The sequence below is a fragment of the Massilia sp. CFBP 13721 genome (assembly GCF_014842025.1).
Taxonomy (GTDB): domain Bacteria; phylum Pseudomonadota; class Gammaproteobacteria; order Burkholderiales; family Burkholderiaceae_D; genus Telluria.
On sequence record NZ_JACYUY010000007.1, the window covers coordinates 141,033 to 166,689 of the forward strand.

A 25,657-nucleotide genomic window follows, 5' to 3' on the forward strand; every position below is an offset into this window, starting at 1 on the left:
GCTTAGCGGCCGGTCGAGGCGGCGGCCGGCGCGGCGCCGGCGGTCGAACCCGATGGCGCCGAGGCTGGCAGCTGGCGGTTGGTCGCGGCGGCGGCCTGGCCGGCGTTGGCGGACGCGTTCTGCGGGCCGGCCGGGGCGGCGCCGGCTGGCGCGGTCGCCTGCCATGGCACTGCCTTGACCGGGGTACCCGGCGGCAGCATCTGCAGCTTCTGGAAGCCGTCGACCATCACGCGTTCGCCTTCCTTCAGGCCCTCGGTGACGACCCAGCTCGAACCCTGCTGCGACGCGATCTTGACGGTGCGCGGGGTCGGCTTGTTGTCTGGACCGACGACCATCAGGGTGTCGCCCTGGGCGCCGCCGCGGGTGACGGCCTGCTGCGGCACGACGATCCCGTTCGGCAGCTCGGCCTGGGCCAGGCGCACGCGCACGTACTGGCCCGGCAGCAAGGCGTTGTCGGGATTCGGCACGGTCGCGCGCAGCGTGACCTGGGCGGTGCCCGGATCGACGGTGACGTCCGAGAACAGCAGCTTGCCGCGGGTCGGCAGTTCGGTGCCGTCGTCGAGGATCACGGTGACGGAAGCGTCTTTGGCTCCGCCGCCGGCCTGCTTGCGCAGGCGCTGGACTTCGGACGCCGACTGGGTGATGTTCAGGTACATCGAATTGGTCTGCTGGATCACCGCCAGTTCGGTGCCTTCGGTGGCCGAGACCAGCGCGCCTTCGGTGACCAGCGCGCGGCCGATGCGGCCCGAGATCGGCGCGTTGACGCTGGCATAGCCCGCGTTGATCTGGTTGATGCGCACCTGGGCGCGCGAGGCGGCCACGGCGGCTTCGGCCTGCTTCTGGGCGGCGACGGCGTTGGTGTATTCCTGCTTGCTGATCGCGTTGGCTTCGACCAGCGGCTTGTAGCGCTCGGCCTGGGCCGCGGCCTGGGTCAACGTCGCCTGGGCGCGGCCGAGGTCGGCCTGGGCGGCGGCCAGCTGCGCCTGGTAGGGAGCCGGATCGATCTGGTACAGCGACTGGCCTTCCTTGACCTCGCTGCCCTCGGTGAACAGGCGCTTGAGCACGACGCCGTTAACGCGGGCGCGCACTTGCGCCACGCGCACCGGTTCGGCACGCGCCGGCAGTTCGGTCTGGAGGGCGACCTGTTCGAATTTGGTGGTGACGACGCCGACTTCGGGCGCCGGCATCTGGCCGCCGGCGCCAGGGGCCTGGGCGGCGTCTTTCTTGCCGCAGGCCGAGAGCAGGGTCACGGCCATCAGCGTGCAGGCAGCGATTCGCGTGAGCGACAGGGGTGAGGAGTGGGCAGAGCGCATTAACGTGCTTCCTTCTGGATTTTTGGAAAAGATGCAACCGCCCTCAGGTAACCTCTCGGTCCTGTGCACGGTTACATCACTGGCTTTGTCGAAATTTTATATATACTATCATGGGTGTATGTTTAACGTGCAGGACCCACTCAAAACTGGAGAAGAGACATGGCCCGCAGGACGAAAGAAGAAGCAGCGGCCACACGCGACAGCATCTTGGATGCTGCGGAGAAATTGTTTGTTGAACAAGGTGTCTCAAGAACGACATTGCAGCATATCGCAACCGAAGCCGGCGTGACGCGCGGTGCGATCTATTGGCATTTCGACGACAAGGGCGCGCTGTTCAACGCCATGATGGAGCGGGTGACGCTGCCGTTCGAGTGCGCGCTGAGCTCGCTGGGCAAGTCGGATGCGACGACGGTGCTGGCCGACGTGCGCCAGTTCTTCGTCGAGATTTTCCGTGTGACCGAAACCAACCCACAGGCGCGCCGCGTGCTCGAGATCGCGTCGCTGAAGGTGGAATTCGTCAGCGAAATGGAAGCGGTGCGCGTGCGCCGCAGCCAGAGCAAGTGCGAATTGACGGAACAGGTGGTCGAGCGCCTGGTGCTGGCCCAGGCCGCCGGACTCATCAAGCCAGATGTCGAGCCGCAGTTGCTGGCGGCGGGCTTGTGGGCACTGATGGATGGGCTGATCCGCAATTGGATGTTTGAACCGACCGCGTTCAGCCTGATCGACCTGGGCGATAAGATGATCGGGACCATGCTCGAGGGGATTCGGGCGCGGTAACGTGACGCGGCGGTCGCACGCGTGGGCTCACGGAGCCCACCCTACGTTACATTAACGCCAACTACTATCGGTTGCGCACCGTAGGGTGGGCTCCCGAGCCCACGCGTTTCGTGCGCTTGCACCTAGCACGCGTGTAGCCCGGTCCGAAAAAACAAAACGCCGGCATCGCCGGCGTCCGCATCGTTGGGACGCGGCTAAAGCCGCGCATCCCATCAACGCATCTCTTCGATCATCTTCTTGAGCTTCTTCGAATCCGCCACGAACGCGCGAATCCCCTCGGCCAGCTTCTCGGTCCCCATCGCATCTTCATTGAGCATGAAGCGGAACGATTTCTCGTCGACCGCGATCTTCTCGACCGCCGTATCGGCCTCCTGCGTCAGCTTGCGCTCGACCGGCGCATCGCTGTCGGCCAGCTGTTGCAGCAGGTCCGGCGAAATGGTCAACAGGTCGCAACCGGCCAGTTCCAGGATCTGCGAGGTATTGCGGAAGCTCGCGCCCATGACTTCGGTCTGGTAGCCGAAGGTGCGGTAGTACTGGTAAATCCGCTTGACCGACTGCACGCCCGGATCGTCGGCGCCGGTGTAGTCGGTGCCGCTCGACTTCTTGTACCAGTCGTAGATGCGGCCGACGAACGGCGAAATCAGCTTCACGCCCGCTTCGGCGCAGGCCACGGCCTGGCACAGCGAGAACAGCAGGGTCAGGTTGCAGTGGATGCCATCCTTTTCCAGGATCTCGGCGGCGCGAATGCCTTCCCAGGTCGAGGCGATCTTGATCAGCACGCGCTCGCGCGACACGCCGGCCGCTTCGTACAGGGCGATCAGCTCGCGGCCCTTGGCGACGGTGGCTTCGGTGTCGAAGGAAAGGGCGGCATCGATCTCGGTCGACACGCGGCCCGGCACGAACTTCAGGATCTCGACGCCGAACGCAATCAAGAGGCGGTCGACGATCTCCTCGGTCGAGCCGCCGTTCGATTCGGCCACCGCTTTTTGCAGCAGCGGCAGGTATTCCGGCTTCTGCACGGCTTTCAGGATCAGCGACGGATTCGTGGTCGCATCCTGCGGTGCATAGGCCTTGATGGACTGGAAATCGCCGGTATCGGCCACGACCGTGGTGTATTGCTTTAGTTGTTCAAGTTGATTCATATAATTTGCCTAAATTGTAATTTTGCCAAATAATGTTTGCAAACGGATCGTGTCTGATTCAGCAATCCGTCGCGTCGACGAACGCCTGCACCATCGCTTCCAATCCAACCCGGTCTTCCTCGGTAAACCGCTCCAGCACCGGACTATCGATGTCGAACACCCCCACCAGCTTGCCATCCTTGATCACCGGCAGCACGATCTCCGCATTCGACGCGGAATCGCAGGCGATATGTCCCGGAAACGCGTGCACGTCCGGCACCACGATGGTCTTGCGCTCCACGGCCGTCGTGCCGCAGACGCCGCGGCCGAACGGAATACGCGCGCAGGCCGGCTTGCCCTGGAACGGCCCGACCAGCAAGTCTTCGCCTCCGCCTTTTTTGGACGGCACGGTGAAATAGAAGCCGGCCCAGTTCAGGTCGGCAAGCGTGTCGTACACGAGTGCGGAAAACTGCGCCGCATTCGCGGTGAGGTCGCGTTCGCCTTCCAACACGCTGACCACCTGGCGTACCAGCAGGTCGTAATCGGGGCGGGTGCTGCGTTCTGGATTGATGTGCATGGGCTCGGGGACGCTGGACGAAAAGCGCTATTTTACAGCCAGCAAGGCTGATGCATGCGCGCGAGGCGTTCGTTAGCCAGACGATCACAACGCTTATAGCGCTGTTATCGAACCGTTGTGGATCGGCCACCTTTTCTTGTTTGTTTCACACAGTAAATACAATTTTTCTGGACTAATTTACCGTTCAGAAATCGTAGGAGTTATCTTACGGAAACTTCCTGCTATGTGTATCCGCACCCGGTTTGCATGTAGCCCACGCGCTTTCATCACCGGCTGATCACTCATGCGATTAACGAACCTCAACATCGGTACACGTCTCAGCGGCGCCTTCGCTGTCCTTCTTCTCTTGATCGGTGTCATGCTGGCCAGCGCCTTGTGGCAGCTCGAACGTATCGACGAAGCCAAGACGGAGATGACGCAGGCGAACTACAAATCCCGGCTGGCCGCCACCTGGCGCGAAGGCATCGCAACGAACAGCATCCGCACGCTGGCCAAGGCAAACAGCACCGACCCGGCCGACGAGCAGGCGCTCGACAGCGACATGAAAACGGTCAGCGCACAGGTAAGCAAAGTGCAGGAAGAACTTGAAGGCCTGGTCACGAGCGCACAAGGCAAAGCCAACCTGCAGGCGGTCGCAACGCAACGCAAGATCTACAGCGCAGTGCGTACGGAATTGTTCAAACGCAAGGCCGAACAGGGCATGAGCCCGGAATTCAAGGCCGCCGTGAGCGAAAAACTGCTGCCGGAGCTGAAAAAATACCTTGCCCTGGTGGAGGAGGTAGCGGCTTACCAGAATGCGCTGTTTCAGGATGCGGACAAACGCATCGACAGTGTGTACACCAGTTCGCGCCAGTTATTGCTGGTGCTCGGCCTGGCCGCCCTGGCATGTGGCATCGCCCTGGGCTGGTTGCTGACGCGCAGCATCACCCGGCCCCTGGCGCGCGCGGTGGACCTGGCGCGGCAAGTCGCGTCCGGCGACCTGACAGCCGATATTCAGGTGTCGTCGAAAGACGAGGTCGGCATGCTGCTGTGCGCACTGAAAGACATGAATGCAAGCTTGCTCAACACGGTGTCCGAAGTGCGTTCCGGTACCGATACCATCGTCACGGCGTCCCAGCAAATTGCCACCGGCAACCTGGACCTGTCCGCCCGCACCGAGCAGCAAGCCAGCTCGCTGGAAGAGACCGCATCCTCGATGGAGGAGCTGACCAGCACCGTCCGCCAGAATGCCGATAACGCCCGCCAGGCCAATACGCTGGCACAGAGCGCATCGGGAATGGCGGCGCGTGGCGGCGAAGTGGTCGCCCAGGTCGTCGATACCATGGCGTCGATCAGTGAATCGTCGAAGAAAATTGCCGACATCATCGCGGTGATCGACGGGATTGCGTTCCAGACCAATATCCTCGCGCTGAATGCCGCGGTCGAGGCCGCCCGCGCCGGCGAGCAGGGACGCGGCTTCGCCGTCGTCGCCTCGGAAGTGCGCAACCTGGCGCAGCGCTCGGCGGCCGCGGCCAGGGAGATCCGCGGCCTGATCACCGATTCGGTCGGCAAGGTCGACGCCGGCGGCCAGCTCGTCGGGCAGGCCGGTGCCACCATGCAGGAAATCGTGCAGGGGATTGCGCGCGTGACCGACATCATGTCCGAGATTGCCGGCGCCAGCGCCGAGCAGACGCTGGGCATCGAGCAGATCAATGCGGCAATCACGCAGATGGACGACGTCACCCAGCAGAATGCCGCACTGGTCGAAGAGGCCGCGGCCGCGGCAAGCTCGCTCGAGGACCAGGCGGCGAGCCTGGCGCTGTTGGTGAGCCGTTTCACGCTCGACAGCGGTGCCGCCAAGCATGACGCCATGCCAGGTACCCGCCTTGCGCCCGCGGGCGCACCGGTGCCGGCAAGACAGCTGGCACTGGGCTGACCAGGCGCTACGGTCTATTTTATGACCAGCACGATCCTGCGTTCGCCGCCAACTTCAGGGATGGCGCAGGAAGCGTCCGGCTTTCGTTTCCAGCAAGCGCACCAGTTCCGGCTGCATGTACGCGTAGTCGTCGGGGATGTCGAGGCAGACGACGCGCTTGCCGTTCAGGTGGCGCCGGAAGCCGGCCGACAGCCTGGCCTTGTGCTTCTTTTCCATCACGAACACGATCTCCGCCCACGCCAGCTGCTCGGGCGAGAGTGGAACGTCGGCGTCGGCGCCGAGTCCGGCCGAATCGGTCTCGATGCCCGGCCAGGTAGCGAAGACCTGCTCGGCGGTCGGGCTGCGCAGGCGGTTATGGGTACACAGGAAAAGCGCGCGGGTCATGCGTTGGCATCGTCTGTCGTCAGGATATGCAGCCATTATGAACGACAACACCCCGGCCGCATGCCGCAACCGGGGTGTTCACGCACTTCAATGCACCGCTACCAGCTTAGTTCAGCCCGATCTCGAACATCGCCGTCGTCCCGCTGATCTCGTTCGACACGATCAGCATCGGTTTGCCGTTCGGCGATTTGGATGCCGGGATCACGACCATGCCTTCCGGCCCGCGGTCGCCGCCGTTGACGATGCCGTTGTCGCCGTTGGCGTTCTTGATCACGGTGCCGGTACTCGTGCGGGTATTGATGTAGGTGACGTACTTCGGCGCCGCCGCCGTCGTCACGTCGTACACCATCACGCCGCCCACCCGTTCCAGGCCGATAAAGGCGAAGGTCTTGCGGCCGAAGCGCTGCACCACCACGCTTTCCGGTTCCGGCCCCTTGTTCGGGCTGCGGGCGTCGAGCGCGTCGGCTTCGTCGTGGCCGGTGTTGAACGGGAAGTCGAAGCCGGGCGTGCCCGCCAGCTGCGCCGTCGTGCGCTCGAAGGCATCGCCCGAATCGTAGACGCGCGCGCCGGTGGCGGCATTCCAGATCGAGAACGAACGCCCGCCGAAAGCAACCAGCTCGGTGCACTGGCCGGCGCTGTTCTTGCCGGTGCTGCCGCCGTTCGGCGTCGTGGTGATGCGCAGGCGCCCGAGGTTGGAGTCGCGCGTCAGGTTGGCGATGTCGCCGCTGAAGCGGGTCGGATCCAGGCCCAGGGTGCCGCAATAGTCGCGCACACGGGTTTCTTCGTTAAAGCCCGGCCAGTCGGCACGGGCGTCGCCCTCGTTCGCCGTCACCAGGTACGTCACGCCGCCGACCGTGTAGTTGGCGATCCCGTCCGGCAGGTACATGCCCTTCACCGGCACCGGCGCGATTTTTATCAGGGGCGTGCCGCTGTTGGTATTCGTGCCGCCATCCTCGTTGCTGACGTCCATGCCGAAGCCGGCCAGGCTGTGGTCCTTGTAGCCGAGCGGGCGGATGGCGCTGACGCTGGCGCCGGCAATGTCGACCACGGCGATCGCATTGTTTTCCTGCAGGGTGACATAGGCGGTCTTGCTGTCGAGGCTGACCGTCACGTATTCCGGTTCCAGGTCTTGCGCCACGCTGGCGCCCGGACCGTAGATGCGTACGCCGCTCGCGCGCAGGCTGTCGGCCTGGCCGTTGAAAGCGGTGAAGGTGGCCTTGCGCTCGACCGGCTTGCGGATGTCGGCGACGTCGATGATGCTGACCGAGCCTTCCGGATCGACCGAGTCGCTCAACCCATAGCTGTTCGGTTCGCCCTCGTTGGCGACGATCACGTGGCTGCCATTGGGCGTAAAGGTGAGCATGTCGGGCAGGGCGCCGACCTGCACTTGCGAGAGCGTGGACAGGTCCGCCGCGTTCACGAATACCACGCTGCCATTTGCCGTCTTCGGATTGGCCTGGATCGCCAGCGCGACGATCCCGTTGCGCACCGCCACGCTGTTCACGCTGCCCAGGTTTGCGCCGAAGGATTCAGTGCGCAGCGTACCCACCTGCACCGGGTTGCGCGGATCGGCGATGTTCCATACCTCCACCGTGCCGGTGCCGGAACCGTTCACCACGAACAGGCGCCTGGTCAGCGCATCGTAGGCCGGGATCTCGTGGGTATCGACCAGCTTGCCGTCGACCACGTCGCCGCCGAAACCGCCGATGCGGGCCAGGCTCAAGGTCGTCGGCGTCCCTTCGATCACGGGCAGCTTGGAAGCCGCTTGCGCCAGCGCGTCGGTAAGCGTGCTGTCGTTCTCCTTGAGGGCGGTTTGCAGCTTGTCCAGCAATTGGTCGAAGGCGTTGTCGCTACGCGCCGCGAACGCGGTCGTCACCGGGTCGAAGCCGCTTGGGAGCGTGACGCTGGCCGGCAACTGGCTGGCGAGGCGGCTGGTAGCGCCAGCGGCAGCCGCAGCGTCGATGCTGCGCAGGCCGGACGGGTCGGTCTTCAGGCGTGCGTACCAGGCGCCCGGTTCCTGGCCCGTCAGCACGGCCGTGTGCAGGCTAGTGAGGGTGGTCACGTTCGCCACGCCCGGCGCGACGGCCACCGCATGCAGGCGCTGGGTGTTCTCGGCGCCGCTGCTGCTGCCGACGCGCCCGCCGCTCGCTTCAATTGCGCACGGCAGGGTCAGTTCGGCGGAGGCGGGAATCGCCCAGGAGCCATCGGCTTCGGTCTTGACGGCGGCTGGCGTGCCGGCGGCGCACTGCAAGGCGACGCTGGCGCCGACCAAGGGCGCGCCGACGGCGACGACGCCATGCAGCTTGAGACCCGCTCCTACGCCGTCGCTACCGCCACCGCAACCCTGCAACATCAACATCGTCGCAACCGCAGCCGCGATCGATCCCTTGTGTCCGCTGAATACCTGCATCGATGATCTCCTTGAAAGACGTGCATTCTAGGAAAGGCAGATGACAGCTTGATGACGATTGCGACAATAACAATAAACCCGTTACACTGAGCAATACCAATCGCCTGCAACCGGAGAAGACATGAAATACGACGACGCGTCCTGGCACTACGGCGGACAGTTTCCCAAGGACCTGAAGAACGCGGCCGGCGCCACGCACATCGCCATGTTCAGCGCCTGGTGCCTCCTGCACGGCCTGGGCGGCGCCCTCCATGCCGAGGATTTCGCGGACGAGCTGGAGCGCCTGCGTGCGCGCCAGGCCACGCCGGGAGAATGGTTCATCAACACCTGCGACGCCAAGTTCACCGACGAAGACTTGAACGACGAGGGCAATGCGTTCGCCGCCTTCTATTACGCACCCGAGCAGTCGCCGTATCCGACCGATTACGAAACCGCCGTGGCCCAGGATCTCGACTCGATCTATCACGTGCCGGATACCTGGGCGACGTATGATCTGCTGGCGCCGGTCATTGAGAAACGCTACAGCGAGTGGAAGCAGACGCAGGGCTGAAGAAATGGCGTTCAACCGGCTTCCGACCAGCCGCGCGGTAAATCAGGCGCCTGCTGAACGCGTGGGCGGCGCACACGCAGTCGTCCATCATCCTTCGGGGTGGAGCCGACCACCCTACGGCCGACTCAGGTAGGGTAGCCGGCTCCACCTGAGTAGCTGAATTTCGGTAACGTGCGCGCCGCCCACGCGGTAAGGTGGTCGGCTCCACCTGAGTAGCTGAATTTCGGTAACGTGCGCGCCGTCCACGAGTTCAGCCAGCGACGCCCACAAGCTCGAAATGCAGCGTCACGAATTCGAACCCGTCGTGCAGCTCCAGGTGCGGCAGGCAGCGCACGTGCACGTCGCGGAACTCCTGCGCACTTGTCAACGTTTCGCCGCGCCAGACGTCTTCCGGAATGGCGCCGAAGGTGATCACGCGCACCTCGCGCGCGCGGATCGTGCAGCGCAGGCGGCCCTTCAGGTCGTAGACGTCGATCAGGTCGCCCGCCACGTAGCCGCCGTCGCCCAGTTCCCCGTATCCTTGATAGTAATCCTCGACCGTGTCGGCGGTGACGGTCTTGCGCCCGGCAATGACGGCGCGCACCAGGCTGTCGTCGTTTTCATGGGCGCCCCAGAAGGTGAGTTTTTTCCGCGTCGTCATGGCGCGATGGTTTCCGTATCGGCGACCGCGCGCGCCAGGTCGTCCAGCGAAGCCGGTTTCGTCAGGTGCATGTCGAAACCGGCCGCGCTGGCGCGTTCGACGTCGGACTTCTGGCCATAGCCGGTCAGCGCCACCAGCCGCCCCGTCATGCCCGTGCGCCGGATCGCGGCGGCCAGTGCGTAGCCGTCCATGTCGGGCAGGCCGATGTCGAGGATGGCGACTGCGGGCCGGTAGCGTTCGAGCAGGGCCAGCGCGGCGGCTCCGCTGTGGGCGACCTGCACCGCGTGGCCGAACTGTTCCAGTATGAGGGCCGTCATGGTGGCGGCATCGACGTTGTCGTCGACGACCAGCACCTGCTTGTCGCCGGCCGGTGCGTGGGGGATGGCCAGGGGCAGCGGCGCCTGTGCGGCGGCCAGCGGCAGCTCGACCACGAAACTGCTGCCGGTGCCCGGTCCGTCGCTGCGGGCCGACACGCGTCCGTGGTGCAGCTCGACGATCTTGCGCACGATCGCCAGGCCCAGGCCAAGGCCGCCCGTGATGCGCGCGGCCTGTTGCGGCGCCTGGTAGAAGGGGTCGAACACGCGCGCCAGCAGGTCGCGGTCCATGCCGATGCCGTTGTCGGCCACTTCGAGGCGCGCCGTGTCGGCGTCCACGCCCAGGGTGACACGGGTGGCGCCGTCGCCGAAGCGTTCGGCGTTCGACAGCAGGTTGTTGAGCACCTGGGCCAGCCGGCTCTCGTCGCCCTCGACCCAGACCGCGGCCGGCGCCGCCAGCGTGACGGCCGTGCCGGGACGGCTGGCCACGGCGTGGCGCACCACCTCGGCCAGGTTCAGGGGGCGCAGTTCGAGCTGCATCTTGCCCGAGGTGATGCGCGCCACGTCGAGCAGGTCATCCACCAGGCGCTTCAAATGGTTCACCTGGCGCCGCATGATGGTGCGTTCGCGCAGGCTGCTGTCGTCGGCGCGCAGGTCCATCAGGTCGAGCGAGGCGACGATCGGGCTCAATGGATTGCGCAGCTCGTGCCCGAGCACGGCCAGGAATTCGTCCTTCACCACGCTGGCCTCGCGGCTGGTCTTCAAGGCGTCCTCGAGCGACGCCAGCAGCAGCGAACGTTCCTGCTCGTAGGTGGCGTGCTGCGCGGCAGCCGCTTCCAGCGCCCGGCCCATCAGGGCCAGTTCGCGGATGCGCGAGGCCGCGACCTCGACCGGCTTGCCGGCGCCCAGCGCCGCCGCCGCCTGCTGCAGGTTAGCGAAGCTTTTCGCGATGCGGATCGACAGCAGCGAGGCCAGGCCGACGCAGGCCAGCAGCGACGCCCCCAGGCCCCAGCCATACAAGGTCATGCCTTTGAGCGAAGCGGGGCCGCTGCCCGGCTTGGGCACACCGACCGCCACCGTCCAGCCATGGCGCGACACTTTGGTAAAGGCGCTGGTGATGCTGTCGCCTTCGTAGTTGACGCTGGCGCCGACGCCTTCGGGCGACTGACCGCGCATGAGTTGTTGCAGCGCCGGGCCGGCCGGGCCGGCGACGCGTTTGTCGTGGTCCTTCGAGCGCGCCACGATGGCGCCGGCCGCATCGATGACGGCAATGACCGAACCCGGAAGCACGGCCTGGCGCTTGACGACGCCCAGGATGCGGTCGGGCTTGATGACGGCGGTGAGCGCATACAGGCGGCCGCTTTCGTCGCGCAGCGGCACGCGCACCGGGAAGGCGACCTTGCCGCGCTGGCCGCGCGATACATGCCCGACCAGCGGCCGTTGCACCGCCAGCAGCTGGTGCAGGCTTTCCGGATCGGCAATGCGGCCGGCCGGCTCGCCGAAGGGCATGGTGGTGCGGAACAGGATCTTGCCGGCGGCATCGGTGAGGATGATCGCCAGCCATTCGGGCTGGCCCTTGACCTGGTCGCGCGCGATGTCGTAGAAGGTGCGCACGTCGCCGGCGGCGATGGCCGGGGAACGCGCCAGGCTGGCGAGGGTGGCGATCGACCCGTCGAGCTCCGCATCGACCGCGCTCGAGAGCGCCCGCGCCAGGTCGAGCATGGCGCGCTCCTGTTCGCGCTGCTGGTGCTGGTTGGCCGTATGGACCGACCACAGCCCTAGCAGGGCCAGGGGCAGCAGGCCGATCCCGCTGAGCAGGATGAGCAACCGCCGCAGCGAGAGAGTAAAACCGATGGGCGACCGCATGGCATGGCTTTTTGGTAAAAAAGCATTATATGTTGAAATGCCAATGGCGGACCGGCTATGCTTGCCCGGTCATCGTTCACACGCAGCGAGCCCATATGAACAAAACCATCCTCATCACCGGCGGCGGGCGCGGCATCGGCGCCGCCTGCGCGCTGCTGGCCGCCGAACAGGGCTACCGGGTCTGCATCAATTACCGCAGCGACGCCGCCGCCGCCGCGCAGGTCGTGCGCGCGATCGAAGCGCAGGGCGGCGCAGCGCTGGCGCTGCAGGCCGACGTGGTTGATGAGGCCGAGGTCGAGCGGCTGTTCGCCGAGGTCGACGCACGCTGCGGCCAGCTCGACGCCCTCGTCAACAATGCCGGCGTGCTGGCGCGGCAGATGCGCGTGGATCAAATGGATGCGGCGCGCATCCGGCGCATCATGGACACCAACGTGGTCGGCCCCTTCCTGTGCGCGCGCGAAGCGGTGCGGCGCATGTCGACCCGGCACGGCGGCAGCGGCGGCGCCATCGTCAACGTGTCGTCGCGCGCGGCCGTGCTGGGTTCGCCGAACGAATACGTCGACTACGCGGCATCGAAGGCGGCGCTCGACACGCTGACCATCGGGCTGTCGAAAGAGGTGGCGGGCGAGGGCATCCGCGTCAATGGCGTGCGACCGGGGCTGATCCACACGACGATGCATGCCGATGGCGGCGAGCCGGGGCGGGTGGAGCGGCTGCAGTCGTCGGTGCCGATGGGGCGCGGCGGCGAACCGGAGGAAGTGGCGCGTGCCGTGCTGTGGCTGTTGTCGGAGGCGGCGTCGTATACCACGGGCAGCTTCATCGAGGTGTCGGGCGGGCGTTGAACATCAGCGCGGAAGTGGCCTGGATTTTTATCTTGAGTGAAGTTGTCACATGGGACGTGGCTACCTTGGGAGACCTAACCCTGCTTCAGGTCTCGTCCAAAGGTAAATCGAGGTGGTAATTCCAGTGATAATGGAAAATTGCGGCCGATGCAGCCTGGCCGTGTATGCACGGCGTCTTGTAGACCAAATAGCCGCGGCGGTTATTGATCCTTACCCGATACACGCCAGCGCCCTGATGGACCTTGTCTCCGCCCGTCTGCATGTTCAGGGCTCTGATCAAGGCGGTGCGCAGCGTCGTATCGTCGGCGGTAGCATGTCCTTGGGCCGACGCTGTCTTATAGAGCGTGTAGGTCTGGCGGGCGTTGCCACCGTCCAGATAAACTTGCGCATCCGAGGTCAGTAAATGCATGAGCGTCTCCTGGCTGATGGTGCAACGAATTTAGCGTTCGTAGCAGACTCTAGCATGCTGTTAAAATCCTCGCAATAACCTGTTATCAGGTCCGCAAACAGCGAGTTGCACGGCACCGATCCGGGGCAGTTCGTCTTGCGTCTCGGCCAGCATAGGCACTGGAATTTCTATGTACCGCTCACGTGCAGCGGCAATCGCCGGCACGCTGAATAACGTGCCGCTCGCTAGCCGATAAACGAATCGAACTGCATATCGAATTCCTGCAGCGCCTTCTGCGCGTTCTGCATCTTCTTGCGGAATTCCGGCCCGCGCTGCAAGGCGAGACCGACCGCCAGCACGTCGATCACGACCAGGTAGGCCAGGCGCGCCGAGATCGGGGTGTAGGGGTCGATATTGAAGACCAGGTCGATTGGAATCAGCACGCTGGCCATGTCCGCCAGCGGGGTGCCGGACGGCGCCAGCACGATCACGTCGGCGCCGCCGCGGCGCGCCAGCTTGGCCGAGCGCACCAGCTGCGGGTTGTTGCCGCGCTGCGAGATCGCCACCACCGCGTCGCCTTCGCGCAGCAGGGCCGCCGCGATCGAGTGGATCGCCGGGTCGGCATAGGCGACTGTGGGCACGCCCGAGCGGAAGAACTTGTGCTGGGCGTCGGCGGCGACGATGCCCGACGTGCCCTGGCCGTAGAACTCGATCTTGTTGGCACGCGACAGGATGTCGAGCGCCTTTTGCACCGACTCGGCATTCAGGTTGTTGCGCAGGTCGAGCAGGGTGTTAATCGAGCGGCTGCAGATCTTGTTCACCAGGTCCGCTGCGAGATCGTCCTGGGCCGGCTGCTCGTTCGCGGCGGGCAGCGCCAGCGCCAGGCCCTGCGCCAGCTTCAGCTTGAATTCGTGCCAGCCGTCGTAGCCGAGCGTGCGGCAAAAGCGCACAACGGTCGGTTCCGATACCTGCGCATTCTTCGCCAGCGCCGTGATGTTCTGGCTGACGGTGGCGTTCGGGGCTTCCAGCACGGCCAGCGCGACCTTGCGCTCGGACTTCGAGAGCGAGTCGAGCTGGGTACGGATCGAGTCGAGCAGCATCTGCTTAGTCTTCCGGAAGTGCTTCTTCGCGCCACTGCAGGCCGTCGCGGCCGATCAGTGCCGACGAGGAGGCTGGCCCCCAGGTGCCGGACGCATAGGGCACCGGCGCGGTGTCGTCCTGCTCCCAGTGGTCGAGGATCGGCTCGACCCATTCCCAGGCCGCTTCCAGTTCATCGCCGCGCATGAACAGGGTCAGCTGGCCGCGCAGCACGTCGAGCAGCAGCCGCTCGTAGGCTTCCATGCGCGGCGCCTTGAACTGCTCGCGGAAATCGAGTTCGAGTTCGGCCTGCTTCAGGCGCATGGAGTCGCCCGGCGTCTTGGCCATCAGGTTCAGCGACAAGCCCTCGTCCGGCTGCAGGCGGATCACCAGGCTGTTGGGCTGGAAGCTCGACGTCGGCTGGTTGAAAATCGAATGCGGGATCTGCTTGAAGCGCACCACGATCTCGGCCAGGCGGTCGGCCATGCGTTTGCCGGTGCGCAGATAGAAGGGCACGCCGGCCCAGCGCCAGGTGTCGATCTCGGCCTTCATGGCGACGAAGGTTTCGGTCTTCGACTGCTTCGGTGCGTCCGGTTCCTCGCGGTAGCTCGGCACGGCCTGGCCGTCGACGAAACCGGCGCGGTACTGGCCGCGCACGATGTTCTGGCTGAGCGTGGTCGGCGTAAAACGCTTCAGCGAACGCAGCACCTGCAGCTTGGCGTCGCGCACGGCGTCGGGCGCGATCGAGGTCGGCGGCTCCATGGCGACGATGCACAGCAGCTGCAGCAGGTGGTTCTGCAGCATGTCGCGCAGGGCGCCCGAATTGTCGTAGTAGCCGAGGCGGTTGCCGACGCCGATCTTTTCGGCGATGGTGATCTGCACGTCCGAGATCCACTCGCGCCGCCACAGCGGTTCGAACAGCACGTTCCCGAAGCGCAGCGCCAGCAGGTTCTGCACGGTCTCCTTGCCCAGGTAATGGTCGATGCGGTAGATCTGCGACTCGGCGAAGACCTTGCCGACGTCGGCATTGATCTGCTTGGCCGAATCGAGGTCGCGTCCGAGCGGCTTTTCCAGCACCACGCGCGAGGCCGGGGTGGCCAGGCCGGTGGCTTTCAGGTTGTCGCAGATGCGGGCGAACAGCTGCGGCGGCGTGGCGAGGTAGTACACGCGCGTGATCGCCGCGTCGTCGCGCAAGACCTCGACCAGCGGGCCGAAGGTTTTCACATCGGTGGCGTCCAGCGCGACATAGGTGATGCGCTCGCGGAAGCGCTGCCATTTGCCTTCCTCGACGCTGTCCTGGTCCTTGATGTGCTGCTTCGAATGCGTGTCGACGAAGTCCAGGAATGCGTCCTGCGTGATCTCGTCGCGGCCGACGCAGATAATGCGGGCGGTGGCGGGGAGGTCGGTGCAGACGTCGCGCGCATACATCGCGGGCAGGAGTTTACGCATCGCAAGGTCGCCGCTGCCGCCAAAGAGGACGAGGTCGAAATCGGAAAGGGCCATGGTTCGGAGTCGCGGAATGGAGAGAGTTGCTGATTGTGTAAATTTACTACACGAATATGCGGTTGGCAAGAAACTCTACTACGTACATGGGAATGAGCGCGTTTGATAGTGCCACAAGCAGGTGGGAGAGGCCGTTCGGGTCACTTGCATCGCCGGGCGGCGTGCTGGAGGGCCGTAGGGTGGGCGGCTATACCCGACGGTTTGCGGACAGGCGGCGTGGATGCCGCCCACGCGTTCAACGCACGCAAGCATCGCGCGGCAGTGCGCAGGATGGTTGAACGCGTGGGCGGCATTCAATCTGCGGATGATCACATACCCGGGTATAGCCGCCCACCCTACGTCCCTTGCGAATGCGTCGACAATCAGCGCTTGTACTCCGGCTGCACCAGCCCCGCCACATCCAGCTTGATACACAACACCTTGCCCGTCAACGGATACCGCGCCAGCTCCTCCGCCGAGCGCCCATGGCTGGCGCTGGTGACATACAAGGTGCGCAGGTCGCTGCCGCCGAACACCACCGCCGTCGGGCAGCGCAGCGGCAGCTGCACTTCGCGCAGCAGTTCGCCCGTGGGCGACAGTTTCAGCAGGCGGCCGCCTTCGAACATCGCGATCCAGTAATTGCCGTCGGCGTCGACCGCGGCGCCGTCCGGGCGGCCGCCGTAGTCGGCCGAGGTCTTGTCGGTCGAGAAGGTGACCAGGTTGCGCCCGTTGGCCACCGTGCCGCCGGCGGCGTCGAAGTCGTAGCGGTCGATACGGTGGCTGGTGGTGTCGGCGTGGAACATGGTGGCGCCGTCCGGGGCCCAGGCCAGGCCGTTCGAGTTGGTCATGCCGCCCGACCAGGCCAGGCGCAGCTGGTCGCGCTCGAGCACGTACATCTCGGCGGCCGGCTTGTCGCGCGGCTCGTACATGGTGCCGACCCAGAAGCGCCCCTGCGGATCGACGCGGCCGTCGTTGAAGCGGGTGATCGCCGTGTCGTAGGGGGCGGGGCAGATGTCGGTGATCTCGCCGCTGGTCGTGTTCAGGCGGATGAAGCCTTTACGGGTGGCCACGACCAGGTTGTTGTTGCCGTCGACGGCAATCGCCGACGGTTCCGACCCCATCTTCCAGCTCGTGAACTTGCCGCTGGCCGGGTGCACGCGGTTGACGGTGAGTCCGTTGATGTCGACCCAGTACAGGGCCGACTCCACGTCGTGCCAGAGCGGGCACTCGCCGACCAGCATTGGGTCGTTGTGGACGACATCGAATTTCAGCGTTTTCATATCGCTACCTGCGTGGTTCACTGCGTAATTCATCGTCATACGGCGGCCTTGGCGCGTGCGATCAGGCCATTGGTGGAGCTGTCGTGCGCCTCGGGACGCGGCTCGCCCTTCAGTTCCGCCTCGACCTGCTTGGCCAGCACCTTGCCCAGCTCCACGCCCCACTGGTCGAAGCTGTTCAGGTCCCACAGCACGCCCTGGACAAACGTCTTGTGTTCGTACAGTGCGATCAGCGCGCCCAGCGTGGCCGGGGTCAGGTATTCCATCAGGATCGTGTTGCTCGGCCGGTTGCCGGGGAAGGTCTTGTGCGGCGCCAGGCGTTCGATTTCGCTCAGCGACAGGCCCTGGCCCTGCAGGTCTTGCCGTACTTCGTCGATCGTCTTGCCCTTCATGAAGGCTTCCGATTGCGCGAAACAGTTCGCCAGCAGGGCGGTGTGGTGGTGCTGCAGCTCATGCGCCGGACGCAGCGCGGCGATGAAGTCGATCGGCGTTACGTCGGTGCCCTGGTGCAGCAGCTGGAAGTAGGCGTGCTGGCCATTGGTGCCCGGCTCGCCCCAGATGGCGGGGCAGGTCGGGGTGTCGACGGCTTCGCCGTCGCGCGTCACGCGCTTGCCGTTGCTCTCCATGTCGAGCTGCTGCAGGTAGGCGGGGAAGCGGTTCAGGTCCTGGTGGTAGGGCGCGATCGAGACCGAGGTGCAGCCGAGGAACTGGCGGTTCCAGAAGCCGACCAGCCCCAAGAGCATCGGCATGTTTTCCTCCACGGCCGCGGTCCGGAAATGCTGGTCCATGGCGTGGGCGCCGGCCAGGAAGTCCGAGAAATAGCCGAAGCCGACCGCCAGCGCCACCGGCAGGCCGATCGCCGACCACACCGAATAGCGCCCGCCCACCCAGTCCCAGAACGGGAACATGTTGGCCGGGTCGATGCCGAAGGTTTTAATGGCTTCCACATTGGTCGACACCGCCACGAAATGCTTGGCCAGCGCCTCTTCCTGTGCATGGGCCAGGAACCACATGCGTGCGGTCTGCGCGTTCATCATGGTCTCGGCCGTGGTGAAGGTCTTCGAGGCGATGATGAACAGGGTGGTTTCCGGGTTCAGCGTTTCCAGCGCCGCGTCCATGTCGTGGCCGTCGACGTTCGAGACGAAGTGCATGTTCAAGCTCGGGTGGCTGTACTGGCGCAGCGCCAGGCAGACCATCTTCGGACCCAGGTCGGAGCCGCCGATGCCGATGTTGACGATGTCGCTGATCGGTTTGCCCGTATGGCCGCGCCAGTCGCCGCTGCGTACGGCATCGGTGAAGGTTTTGACGCGCGCCAGCACGGCGTGCACGTCGGCCAGCACGTCCTGGCCGTCGACGACGAGCGCCGCGTCGCGCGGGGCGCGCAGGGCGGTGTGCAGGACGGCGCGCTGTTCGGTGTTGTTGATCTTCTCGCCGGCGAACATGGCGTCGCGCCGGCTTTCCACGCCGCGCTCGCGCGCCAGCTCCGCCAGCAGTTCAAGCGTGCGCCCGTCAAGACGGTTTTTTGAATAGTCTAGAAACAGGCCGGCGGCCTCGATCGACATGCGCTCGAAGCGCTGCGGATCGGCTGCGAACAGGTGCCGCATCTCCCAGTCTTCCGCCTCGATGGCATGGGTTTCGAGGGCCTGGAAACTGGTCGTGCTGGTGAGTGGCGTGGTCATAAATAATGAAATAAGCGTGCGCGATGTTGTTTTGGACAGGTTATCGAATATTACATTGAATGGCGCGTAAATTCACTACATGATGAGGCGTGCGCGGCACCCGGGTTGGTCGAAACGGTGTTGCTGATCAGCCGGTGATCCGCGTGGGCTCGAGAGCCCACCCTACGGTGCGCAACTGTTAACGGCATGATTTTTGTACCTCGGCAGGTCGTGCACCGTAGGGTGGGCTCTCCGAGCCCACGCGCCAACGCACGGCACCGGTTCGAAAAACCAAACTCCCACCCAACCCCCATTTCTATTTCGTAGTAAAATTTCAGAATCCAATTTCGAAGGAACGATCATGGCGCTGCACCCCGTAGTTGAACAGGTAACGAACCGGATCATCGAGCGCAGCCGCGTCTCGCGCGCGGCCTACCTCGCGCACCTCGAGGCGGCACGCATCCAGGGTGTGCAGCGCGGCGCGCTGTCGTGCACCAACCTGGCCCACGGTTTCGCCGCCTTCCCCCAGAACGACAAACTCAAGCTGCGCGAACAGAAGAAGCCGTCGGTGGCGATCGTCTCGTCGTACAACGACATGCTGTCGGCGCACCAGCCGTTCGAATACTTCCCGAAAGTGATCAAGGATGCTGTGCGCGAGGTCGGCGCCGTGGCCCAGTTCGCGGGCGGCGTGCCGGCCATGTGCGACGGCGTCACGCAAGGCCAGCCGGGCATGGAACTCTCCCTGTTCTCGCGCGACACCATCGCCATGGCGACCGCCGTCGCGCTGTCGCACAACATGTTCGATGCGGCTCTGTACCTCGGCATCTGCGACAAGATCGTGCCGGGCCTGCTGATCGGCGCACTCCACTTCGGCCATATCCCGGCCGTGTTCGTGCCCGGCGGCCCGATGACTTCCGGCCTGTCGAACAAGGAAAAGGCGCGCATACGCCAGCTTTACGCGCAGGGCAAGGCCACGCGCGAGGAACTGCTCGAATGCGAATCGGCGTCGTACCACGGCGCCGGCACCTGTACCTTCTACGGCACCGCTAACAGCAACCAGATGCTGATGGAGATGATGGGCCTGCACCTGCCGGGCGCCGCCTTCATCACGCCGGGCACAGCGCTGCGCGACGCACTCACGCGCGCCTCCTCGCAGCAGGCGGTGGCGATCTCCCAACAGGGCGGCAACTACATCCCGGTCGGGCACATCGTCGACGAGAAAAGCATCGTCAACGCCATCGCCGCGCTGCACGCGACCGGCGGCTCGACCAACCACACGCTGCACCTGGTGGCGATCGCGCGCGCGGCCGGCATCGTCATCGACTGGAACGACTTCGACGAACTGTCGAAAGTCGTGCCGCTGCTGACCCGCATCTATCCGAACGGTGACGCCGACATCAACCACTTCCAGGCCGCAGGCGGCCCAGGCTTCGTGATCCGCGAACTGCTCGACGCGGGCCTGGCGCACGAGGACGTCAACACCATCCTCGGCCATGGCCTGCGCAAGCACTGCAAGGAGCCGTTCCTGGACGAGGCCGGCAATGCCGTGTTCCGCGACGTGCCGGCGCAATCCGGCGACGAGTCGGTGCTGCGCCCGCATACCAATCCGTTCAGCAGCAACGGCGGCATGGTGCTGGTCAAGGGTAACCTCGGCCGCGCGGTGATGAAAGTCTCGGCCGTCAAGATCGAGCACCAGACTGTGGAAGCGCCCGCACTGACCTTCAATTCGCAGGAAGACTTCATGCACGCCTACAAAGCGGGGCACCTGAACCGCGACTTCGTGGCCGTGATCCGCTTCCAGGGCCCGCGCGCCAACGGCATGCCGGAACTGCACGCGCTCACGCCGGCGCTGTCGAACCTGCAGGACGCCGGCCACCGCGTGGCGATGGTGACTGACGGCCGCATGTCGGGCGCATCCGGCAAGGTGCCGGCGGCGATCCACGTCTCGCCGGAGATCCTGGCCGGTGGCCCGCTGGGCCGCGTTCGCGACGGCGACATCATCCGTGTCTGCGCCGCCACCGGCACCCTGGAGGCGCTGGTGCCGGCCGACGTCTGGGAAGCGCGCAAGCAGGTCACGGCCGACATCTCGTCGAGCCACATCGGCATGGGCCGCGAGCTGTTCGGCATGTTCCGCAATTCCAGCAGCGCCGCGGAAGAGGGCGCGGCCACCTTCCCGCTGCCCTCGCCACGCCACACCACCACGCCATTGCATGAAGGCGCCGACAGCGGCGAAATCATGCCCGGCTCCGACGAAGACTTTTTGTTCAAAACCCAGAAATAATATGACTACGACCATGACCGTACTCGACATCATGCGCTCGGCGAGCGTGATTCCCGTGATCGCCATCGACGACCCGGCGCACGCCGTACCGCTGGCCAAAGCCCTGGTTGCCGGCGGCATTCGCGTGCTGGAAGTGACCCTGCGCACCGCACACGGCCTGCAAGCCATCCGCGACATGGCCGGGGTCGAAGGCGCCATCGTCGGCGTCGGCACCCTGACGCAACCGTCCGAATTCGCCGCCGCGCGCGACGCCGGCGCCGTGTTCGGCGTCTCCCCGGGCCTGACCCCGAGCCTGATCGAAGCGGCGAAAACCAGCGGCCTGCCGCTGCTGCCAGGCGTGATGACCCCCTCCGAAGTGATGGTCGCACGCGAGGCGGGCTTTCGCGAACTGAAACTGTTCCCGGCCGTGCCGGCGGGCGGCGTCGGCATGCTCAACGCGATCGCCGGCCCCCTGTCCGACGTGACCTTCTGCCCGACCGGCGGCATCTCGATCGACAGCGCACCGGCCTTTTTGGCATGTAAAAACGTCGCTTGCGTTGGCGGTTCGTGGTTGACGCCGAAGGATGCGATCATGGCGGGCGACTGGGATCGCATTACGGAACTGGCGCGCGCTGCGGCGGCGCTGCGCAAATAAGGTGTGTTGAACCGCCGTTGGCGCTCGCTGACGGCGGCGACATTGCGATGGCGTCCCCGCTGTCCGCAACGCCATCGATTACTCGCGTGTGCGCGTCCACCAGCGGCGCTACATGCCATTTCAGCCGAAGAGCTGCTACATAATGCCGAACGGCAGCATGTACTTCCACCATTCCTGTTTCCTCGACGATTATTCTCAGCCGAACATCACTGGCCAGCACTGGTTCATGCACGAGATGGTCAAATTGTGGCAGTCTGCACACCAAGCGAAAGGTGGCTTGGACCTGAATTAACAGCGTGTGCTTATCCGACCATCCGGTTTTTTAGAGGTGTACGCGACGTTGATAGGTGCTCGACTATCAGTGCGAGGCGGTTTTCGAAAAACCGTTCATCACCACAACTCCCACGACGATCAGCACGATTCCCGCAACAGCCGGGAGATCAAGTTTTTGCTTGAATACGACGACCCCGACTGCGGCTGTCAGGACGATTCCTAAGCCAGCCCAGATAGCGTAAGCAATCCCCAATGGCATATTCTTTAATGCTTGGCTAAGTCCGTAAAAGGCAAGTCCGTAGAAAAAAACTACCAGCCCACTCGGCACCAGTCGAGAAAACTGTTCGGATTTCGCCAGGAACGCGCTGCCTGCTACCTCTGCGCATATTGCAAGCGCAAGCCAAACATAAGACAGTTGAAACATACTTTTTTCCTTTATTTTGGTCAATTTAACAACTGGTGCGTTATATCGCTATCGCTGTTCCAACTGAAATTTACGATACGGTCGTATTGTACAATACATTCGTACTGTAAAATCTAAATATGACTACTAAAATGCCCACTTCACGCCCCCCGAGACAACCTGAGCAGGTGCGGAACAGGCTGATCAATGCTGCAACCTCCTTGTTGAGCGAGGGGCAAGCGGTTTCCATCGGTTCGATTGCGGATGCTGCTGGCGTAAGCAAGGGCGCGGTACAGCATCACTTCGGTACAAGGGAGCAGCTCTTCGCGGCTCTAGGCGAGGCGTTTCTTCAAGAGTTCGATGATGCGTTGGCCTTGGAAGACGCTTCTGTTCCGGCAGCATTGCGATACGCGCGTCTCTCGCTGAATGCCCCTTCTTCTGAAGATGCAGAAGGATGGCGTGCCATGCTGGTGGCGAGTGTCGTTGATCGCAGTATCGCGTTACGCTGGAGCGAACGGCTCAAAGGGGAGCGTGCTCTTGACCAGGCTCCTTCCACAAGTGCGTTACTCGTTCGGTTGGCGGCAGATGGGCTTTGGCTCTCTGATGTGCTTGGTACCTACGATATTGGCGCTAAAGAGCGAGAAGAACTTGCTGCGCTGATGAGTGAATTCTTAGGAAAAGCCTAAAACGATATGCTCCCAGTGCGAAGAGACTGGCGGTGGGTATCTGCATTGGGTCTGCAGCGTTTCCTCACTGCCGGCGAAATCATCATGGCCTCGCAGCTGTTTCGCGACGCCATCGATTATTCGCGCGTACGTATCCACGCCCGCCGCTACATGCCATTCCAGCCGAAGAACTGTTGCATGACGCCAAATGGCAGCATGTACTTCCACCATTCCTGCTTCCTCGACGATTACTCTCAGGCGAACGTCACCGGCCAGCACTGGTTCATGCACGAGATGGTTCACGTCTGGCAGCACCAGCTCGGCTACCCGGTGCGCCTGCGCGGGGCGGTGCGCATCGGCCTGCCGTACCATTACGATCTGCACGAAGACGCGACGCTGGCCGACTACAACATGGAAGCGCAGGGCGACCTGCTGGCCGATTACTTCGTGCTGAAGTTTTTGGGGCGGCCAGAGGCGATGCGCCAGCGGCGTTACCAGAACGATCTCGCGTTGTATGAGCGGGTGCTGCGTGGTTTTCTGCTTGACCCGGCGAACCCCGACAACCTGCATCGGGGGCTTGCGCGCAAGCTGGTGCGCTTGCCGCTGAGCCGCTGGGCGAGATGACGAGGGCAACGGTGCGCTGAACGCGTGGACGGGGGACCCGTCCACCCTACGTCCGCTCGCGTGTGCGCGGTAGGGCGCGAGCGGTGGGTCGCTCGTTCAGTGAACTTTGCACACCGTGTCATTTCGCCACGCCGCCACCCTGGCTTTGACATTCCTCAATGCTGCAGCGCGGCAACATATTAGGCTTACTCCTCCTCGCCACTTCCTGTTTTCCGACCCTCATGAAGCTGCTTCTGACCCTATGCCTTGCCAGCTTGCTTACCGTCCAGGCAGAGGCGGCGCGGCGCATCGGTGAGGCGGAGGTACGCATTGGGAAAAACAATCTGCCATGCTTTACGATCACCGACCGTGAAGAGAAGCGCAGCGGCAATCCGGATTTCCAGTCGGTGACGGTTGCGGCGGGGCAGCGCACGATGTGGCGCATGGCGATGCCGCGCGAGCGTACCTTTCCGCTCGCCTTCAGCATGTGCATCCCTTACGGCGGCCGGGTGCAGGCGCTGCCGCAAACGCCGGCAGCCGAACTGGCTGGCGGGATTGTCTACACGGTGCGTATCGATACCCGCCCCGGCAAGAGCGCGGCGGCACCGCTACGGTATGACGCACGCTTTTGCCTGGCGCGTGGGAGCAGCGGCGGCACTGCCGTGGTCCAGGCCGGTGCAGGCAGTTCGCGAGGCAGTGCTTGCGGACAAACCCACGCCGGCCGCGCCCGCCTTAAATAAAGCGCGTACGCCAGTCAGTTATGCCACTGAATGACCGCGTCGCCACGTGCGGCTGCATCGGTATAAAACTTCTGCAACTGAGTAAAGGATTGCAGCAGATACCTCAGCGCCTCGGTGTCATCCCTGACCCAAATTTCCGGATAAATTTCCTTGGCCTCCATATCCTGCGGATCGTAGCGCTCGGCCAGGACCGCCGGTGTCACGCCAATGAGCGCTAGCGCAACGGCCGCGACTTCGTCCGGCGTCAGGAAACGCGCCGGCCCGAAGCTCAGTTCCGGACCGAATTCTTCGCCGCCCATGATGCTCAGGGCAAGCGGGAGCGGGCCGCCTTCCGCCTCGCCGGTGAGCAGGTAGTGAATGCCATGCCACTCTTTGTCCAGACTAAAATAATTGGGCGGCTCGCCATCGCCGTCTTTCGGATATAGGTATTGGTCGACGTCGTCCGGGTGGGCGCGCAGGCGCGCCAGTTCCTGGGGCGGGAGCGCCGTGAAGCAAACAATGATTCCCATCCTTGATCTCCTTGTTGACTACACAATCTTGCCGCGCCAGCCCGAACTCATGGCGCGCCGAGGAAGGCCTTCGCCTCCGCCTGGAACCGCTGCGGCTGGTCCCACATGATGAAGTGCGCGCTGTCCGGAATGCGCTTGATGGTCAGGTGCTTGAGCAGCGCGTACGCAGCCTTGTAGACGCCATCGAACTGCTCGGCCGGGATCGGCACGCTTTTCGGCTGGACGTACAGCACCGTGACCGGCACCGCGATCTTCGGCAGTTCGGGAATCAGGTTCGTGACGATCAGTTCGCGGTAGGCGCGAATGGCGACGTCGGCGTCGCTCTCCATCGAATCCTTGACCGCGACCGGGCGCATCGCTTCGGTGTCGACCATGCCGGCGATGGTGTCGTTGGCGCGCTTCGAGCGCTGGTCCGGCGGGGTGGCGCGCATGCCGGCGGCGATCTGGTCGCCTACGGCTTCGACGCGCGCGGCGCTGGCGCCCGGGCCGGCGAAGAAGGTACCCAGGAACGGGACCATATCGACCACCATCAGGCGCGACAGCGCCTCCGGGTGGCGCGCCGCCAGCATCATGCCGATGGTGCCGCCCATCGAGTGGCCGATGACAGCCGGCTGTTTGAGGTTAGATTCCTTGATGTAGCGCGCGATTTCTTCGGCGACCGGCGCCGCCACCGCACCCTCCTTGTTGGCGCCGGCCGGCTGTCCGGCAAAGCCGGCGACGTGCACCAGGTGATAGCGGTAGCCCGGCAGCGCGGCCACGGTCGAGGCCCAGGTGCGCGGCGAGGAATTCAGGCCGGGGATCAGGATCACGTCGGGGCCCGATCCTTCGGTGCGCACGCTGATGCGCTCCGAGGCGAAAGGCGCAGCGAATGCGCTGGCGAGGGGCAGGGCTGCCAGCAGGGCGAGTGCGCCCGCCGTGAATGTGCGGCGCGGGAAAATCGTTTTCATCGTTCTGGTTC

24 protein-coding genes are annotated in these 25,657 nt (G+C 64.4%); 9 read left to right on the forward strand and 15 right to left on the reverse strand.

Annotation, left to right across the window (positions count from 1 at the left end; genetic code table 11):
• Positions 1-2: 2 nt before the first annotated feature.
• A complete protein-coding gene (locus IFT60_RS09090) occupies positions 3-1,313 on the reverse strand; it encodes an efflux RND transporter periplasmic adaptor subunit (RefSeq protein ID WP_192051633.1) in 1,311 nt (436 codons plus the stop codon).
• A gap of 159 nt (positions 1,314-1,472) precedes the next feature.
• Between IFT60_RS09090 and IFT60_RS09095 the strand changes: the two genes are divergently transcribed.
• Positions 1,473-2,090, forward strand: a complete 618-nt coding sequence (locus IFT60_RS09095; protein WP_192051634.1) for a TetR family transcriptional regulator — start codon at positions 1,473-1,475, stop codon at positions 2,088-2,090.
• Positions 2,091-2,302: 212 nt separating this feature from the next.
• On the opposite strand, the gene tal is transcribed toward IFT60_RS09095, so the two are convergent.
• Together tal and msrC are read right to left on the reverse strand one after the other, a co-directional pair.
• A complete protein-coding gene (gene tal / locus IFT60_RS09100; protein ID WP_192051635.1) occupies positions 2,303-3,232 on the reverse strand; it encodes a transaldolase in 930 nt (309 codons plus the stop codon).
• A gap of 58 nt (positions 3,233-3,290) precedes the next feature.
• Positions 3,291-3,788: a free L-methionine (R)-S-oxide reductase MsrC gene (msrC, locus tag IFT60_RS09105; protein WP_192051636.1), complete on the reverse strand. Its 498-nt coding sequence runs from the start codon at positions 3,786-3,788 to the stop codon at positions 3,291-3,293.
• A 283-nt stretch (positions 3,789-4,071) separates the two neighbouring features.
• Between msrC and IFT60_RS09110 the strand changes: the two genes are divergently transcribed.
• On the forward strand, positions 4,072-5,703 hold the full coding sequence (locus IFT60_RS09110; RefSeq protein ID WP_192051637.1) for a methyl-accepting chemotaxis protein: 1,632 nt from the start codon (positions 4,072-4,074) through the stop codon (positions 5,701-5,703).
• A 54-nt stretch (positions 5,704-5,757) separates the two neighbouring features.
• On the opposite strand, the gene IFT60_RS09115 is transcribed toward IFT60_RS09110, so the two are convergent.
• Together IFT60_RS09115 and IFT60_RS09120 are read right to left on the reverse strand one after the other, a co-directional pair.
• Positions 5,758-6,087, reverse strand: coding sequence for a low molecular weight protein tyrosine phosphatase family protein (locus tag IFT60_RS09115; RefSeq protein WP_192051638.1), 330 nt, complete (start codon positions 6,085-6,087; stop codon positions 5,758-5,760).
• 106 nt (positions 6,088-6,193) lie between these two features.
• A complete protein-coding gene (locus IFT60_RS09120) occupies positions 6,194-8,497 on the reverse strand; it encodes a choice-of-anchor I family protein (RefSeq protein ID WP_229510756.1) in 2,304 nt (767 codons plus the stop codon).
• A 121-nt stretch (positions 8,498-8,618) separates the two neighbouring features.
• Here IFT60_RS09120 and IFT60_RS09125 point away from each other — a divergent pair, with 121 nt between their 5' ends.
• Positions 8,619-9,047: a DUF7832 domain-containing protein gene (locus tag IFT60_RS09125; RefSeq protein ID WP_192051639.1), complete on the forward strand. Its 429-nt coding sequence runs from the start codon at positions 8,619-8,621 to the stop codon at positions 9,045-9,047.
• Positions 9,048-9,297: 250 nt separating this feature from the next.
• Here IFT60_RS09125 and IFT60_RS09130 read toward each other — a convergent pair whose 3' ends face one another.
• Entirely contained in the window at positions 9,298-9,687 is a 390-nt protein-coding gene (locus IFT60_RS09130) for an ASCH domain-containing protein (RefSeq protein WP_192051640.1), read from the reverse strand.
• Positions 9,684-11,867, reverse strand: coding sequence for a hybrid sensor histidine kinase/response regulator (locus tag IFT60_RS09135; RefSeq protein ID WP_192051641.1), 2,184 nt, complete (start codon positions 11,865-11,867; stop codon positions 9,684-9,686). The genes IFT60_RS09130 and IFT60_RS09135 overlap by 4 nt, the downstream gene beginning before the upstream one ends.
• Positions 11,868-11,962: 95 nt before the next feature.
• On the opposite strand from IFT60_RS09135, the gene IFT60_RS09140 reads away from it, so the two are divergent.
• Positions 11,963-12,709 carry an SDR family oxidoreductase gene (locus tag IFT60_RS09140; protein ID WP_192051642.1) on the forward strand — a complete coding sequence of 249 codons (747 nt, stop codon included), beginning with the start codon at positions 11,963-11,965 and terminating at the stop codon, positions 12,707-12,709.
• 85 nt (positions 12,710-12,794) lie between these two features.
• Here IFT60_RS09140 and IFT60_RS09145 read toward each other — a convergent pair whose 3' ends face one another.
• From IFT60_RS09145 to pgi, 5 genes are all read right to left on the reverse strand, one after another.
• Positions 12,795-13,118 carry a hypothetical protein gene (locus IFT60_RS09145; protein WP_192051643.1) on the reverse strand — a complete coding sequence of 108 codons (324 nt, stop codon included), beginning with the start codon at positions 13,116-13,118 and terminating at the stop codon, positions 12,795-12,797.
• 224 nt (positions 13,119-13,342) lie between these two features.
• Positions 13,343-14,197 (reverse strand): SIS domain-containing protein, encoded by an 855-nt coding sequence (locus IFT60_RS09150; protein WP_192051644.1) that lies wholly within the window; start codon positions 14,195-14,197, stop codon positions 13,343-13,345.
• Positions 14,198-14,201: 4 nt separating this feature from the next.
• Positions 14,202-15,677 carry a glucose-6-phosphate dehydrogenase gene (gene zwf, locus IFT60_RS09155; RefSeq protein ID WP_192051645.1) on the reverse strand — a complete coding sequence of 492 codons (1,476 nt, stop codon included), beginning with the start codon at positions 15,675-15,677 and terminating at the stop codon, positions 14,202-14,204.
• A 362-nt stretch (positions 15,678-16,039) separates the two neighbouring features.
• The gene (locus IFT60_RS09160; RefSeq protein ID WP_229510757.1) at positions 16,040-16,936 is read right to left on the reverse strand and encodes an SMP-30/gluconolactonase/LRE family protein; all 897 of its coding nucleotides are present in this window, start codon (positions 16,934-16,936) and stop codon (positions 16,040-16,042) included.
• A gap of 35 nt (positions 16,937-16,971) precedes the next feature.
• Positions 16,972-18,612 (reverse strand): glucose-6-phosphate isomerase, encoded by a 1,641-nt coding sequence (gene pgi / locus IFT60_RS09165; RefSeq protein WP_192051646.1) that lies wholly within the window; start codon positions 18,610-18,612, stop codon positions 16,972-16,974.
• 340 nt (positions 18,613-18,952) lie between these two features.
• Here pgi and edd point away from each other — a divergent pair, with 340 nt between their 5' ends.
• Together edd and IFT60_RS09175 are read left to right on the forward strand one after the other, a co-directional pair.
• Positions 18,953-20,872: a phosphogluconate dehydratase gene (gene edd / locus IFT60_RS09170; protein WP_192051647.1), complete on the forward strand. Its 1,920-nt coding sequence runs from the start codon at positions 18,953-18,955 to the stop codon at positions 20,870-20,872.
• Positions 20,873-20,885: 13 nt separating this feature from the next.
• Positions 20,886-21,506, forward strand: a complete 621-nt coding sequence (locus IFT60_RS09175) for a bifunctional 4-hydroxy-2-oxoglutarate aldolase/2-dehydro-3-deoxy-phosphogluconate aldolase (RefSeq protein ID WP_192051727.1) — start codon at positions 20,886-20,888, stop codon at positions 21,504-21,506.
• Between the two features lie 358 nt (positions 21,507-21,864).
• Here IFT60_RS09175 and IFT60_RS09180 read toward each other — a convergent pair whose 3' ends face one another.
• Positions 21,865-22,203: a DMT family transporter gene (locus IFT60_RS09180; protein WP_192051648.1), complete on the reverse strand. Its 339-nt coding sequence runs from the start codon at positions 22,201-22,203 to the stop codon at positions 21,865-21,867.
• A 131-nt stretch (positions 22,204-22,334) separates the two neighbouring features.
• On the opposite strand from IFT60_RS09180, the gene IFT60_RS09185 reads away from it, so the two are divergent.
• The 3 genes from IFT60_RS09185 (at position 22,335) to IFT60_RS09195 (ending at position 24,190) form a co-directional block, all read left to right on the forward strand.
• Positions 22,335-22,868 carry a TetR/AcrR family transcriptional regulator gene (locus IFT60_RS09185; RefSeq protein ID WP_197986262.1) on the forward strand — a complete coding sequence of 178 codons (534 nt, stop codon included), beginning with the start codon at positions 22,335-22,337 and terminating at the stop codon, positions 22,866-22,868.
• A gap of 84 nt (positions 22,869-22,952) precedes the next feature.
• The gene (locus tag IFT60_RS09190) at positions 22,953-23,471 is read left to right on the forward strand and encodes a Rhs element Vgr protein (protein ID WP_192051650.1); all 519 of its coding nucleotides are present in this window, start codon (positions 22,953-22,955) and stop codon (positions 23,469-23,471) included.
• A 221-nt stretch (positions 23,472-23,692) separates the two neighbouring features.
• On the forward strand, positions 23,693-24,190 hold the full coding sequence (locus IFT60_RS09195) for a hypothetical protein (protein ID WP_192051651.1): 498 nt from the start codon (positions 23,693-23,695) through the stop codon (positions 24,188-24,190).
• Between the two features lie 14 nt (positions 24,191-24,204).
• Here the strand turns inward: IFT60_RS09195 and IFT60_RS09200 are convergent, their stop codons facing one another.
• Entirely contained in the window at positions 24,205-24,699 is a 495-nt protein-coding gene (locus tag IFT60_RS09200) for a YfbM family protein (RefSeq protein WP_192051652.1), read from the reverse strand.
• Positions 24,700-24,746: 47 nt separating this feature from the next.
• Entirely contained in the window at positions 24,747-25,646 is a 900-nt protein-coding gene (locus IFT60_RS09205; RefSeq protein WP_192051653.1) for an alpha/beta fold hydrolase, read from the reverse strand.
• Positions 25,647-25,657: the final 11 nt, after the last annotated feature.

Bases quoted from the DNA above. Each gene is read 5' to 3' on its own strand.
- IFT60_RS09090 (WP_192051633.1), bottom strand. From the start codon at position 1,313: ATGCGCTCTGCCCACTCCTCACCCCTGTCGCTCACGCGAATCGCTGCC.
- IFT60_RS09095 (WP_192051634.1), top strand. From the start codon at position 1,473: ATGGCCCGCAGGACGAAAGAAGAAGCAGCGGCCACACGCGACAGCATC.
- tal (WP_192051635.1), bottom strand. From the start codon at position 3,232: ATGAATCAACTTGAACAACTAAAGCAATACACCACGGTCGTGGCCGAT.
- msrC (WP_192051636.1), bottom strand. From the start codon at position 3,788: ATGCACATCAATCCAGAACGCAGCACCCGCCCCGATTACGACCTGCTG.
- IFT60_RS09110 (WP_192051637.1), top strand. From the start codon at position 4,072: ATGCGATTAACGAACCTCAACATCGGTACACGTCTCAGCGGCGCCTTC.
- IFT60_RS09115 (WP_192051638.1), bottom strand. From the start codon at position 6,087: ATGACCCGCGCGCTTTTCCTGTGTACCCATAACCGCCTGCGCAGCCCG.
- IFT60_RS09120 (WP_229510756.1), bottom strand. From the start codon at position 8,497: ATGCAGGTATTCAGCGGACACAAGGGATCGATCGCGGCTGCGGTTGCG.
- IFT60_RS09125 (WP_192051639.1), top strand. From the start codon at position 8,619: ATGAAATACGACGACGCGTCCTGGCACTACGGCGGACAGTTTCCCAAG.
- IFT60_RS09130 (WP_192051640.1), bottom strand. From the start codon at position 9,687: ATGACGACGCGGAAAAAACTCACCTTCTGGGGCGCCCATGAAAACGAC.
- IFT60_RS09135 (WP_192051641.1), bottom strand. From the start codon at position 11,867: ATGCGGTCGCCCATCGGTTTTACTCTCTCGCTGCGGCGGTTGCTCATC.
- IFT60_RS09140 (WP_192051642.1), top strand. From the start codon at position 11,963: ATGAACAAAACCATCCTCATCACCGGCGGCGGGCGCGGCATCGGCGCC.
- IFT60_RS09145 (WP_192051643.1), bottom strand. From the start codon at position 13,118: ATGCATTTACTGACCTCGGATGCGCAAGTTTATCTGGACGGTGGCAAC.
- IFT60_RS09150 (WP_192051644.1), bottom strand. From the start codon at position 14,197: ATGCTGCTCGACTCGATCCGTACCCAGCTCGACTCGCTCTCGAAGTCC.
- zwf (WP_192051645.1), bottom strand. From the start codon at position 15,677: ATGGCCCTTTCCGATTTCGACCTCGTCCTCTTTGGCGGCAGCGGCGAC.
- IFT60_RS09160 (WP_229510757.1), bottom strand. From the start codon at position 16,936: ATGAAAACGCTGAAATTCGATGTCGTCCACAACGACCCAATGCTGGTC.
- pgi (WP_192051646.1), bottom strand. From the start codon at position 18,612: ATGACCACGCCACTCACCAGCACGACCAGTTTCCAGGCCCTCGAAACC.
- edd (WP_192051647.1), top strand. From the start codon at position 18,953: ATGGCGCTGCACCCCGTAGTTGAACAGGTAACGAACCGGATCATCGAG.
- IFT60_RS09175 (WP_192051727.1), top strand. From the start codon at position 20,886: ATGACCGTACTCGACATCATGCGCTCGGCGAGCGTGATTCCCGTGATC.
- IFT60_RS09180 (WP_192051648.1), bottom strand. From the start codon at position 22,203: ATGTTTCAACTGTCTTATGTTTGGCTTGCGCTTGCAATATGCGCAGAG.
- IFT60_RS09185 (WP_197986262.1), top strand. From the start codon at position 22,335: ATGCCCACTTCACGCCCCCCGAGACAACCTGAGCAGGTGCGGAACAGG.
- IFT60_RS09190 (WP_192051650.1), top strand. From the start codon at position 22,953: ATGGCCTCGCAGCTGTTTCGCGACGCCATCGATTATTCGCGCGTACGT.
- IFT60_RS09195 (WP_192051651.1), top strand. From the start codon at position 23,693: ATGAAGCTGCTTCTGACCCTATGCCTTGCCAGCTTGCTTACCGTCCAG.
- IFT60_RS09200 (WP_192051652.1), bottom strand. From the start codon at position 24,699: ATGGGAATCATTGTTTGCTTCACGGCGCTCCCGCCCCAGGAACTGGCG.
- IFT60_RS09205 (WP_192051653.1), bottom strand. From the start codon at position 25,646: ATGAAAACGATTTTCCCGCGCCGCACATTCACGGCGGGCGCACTCGCC.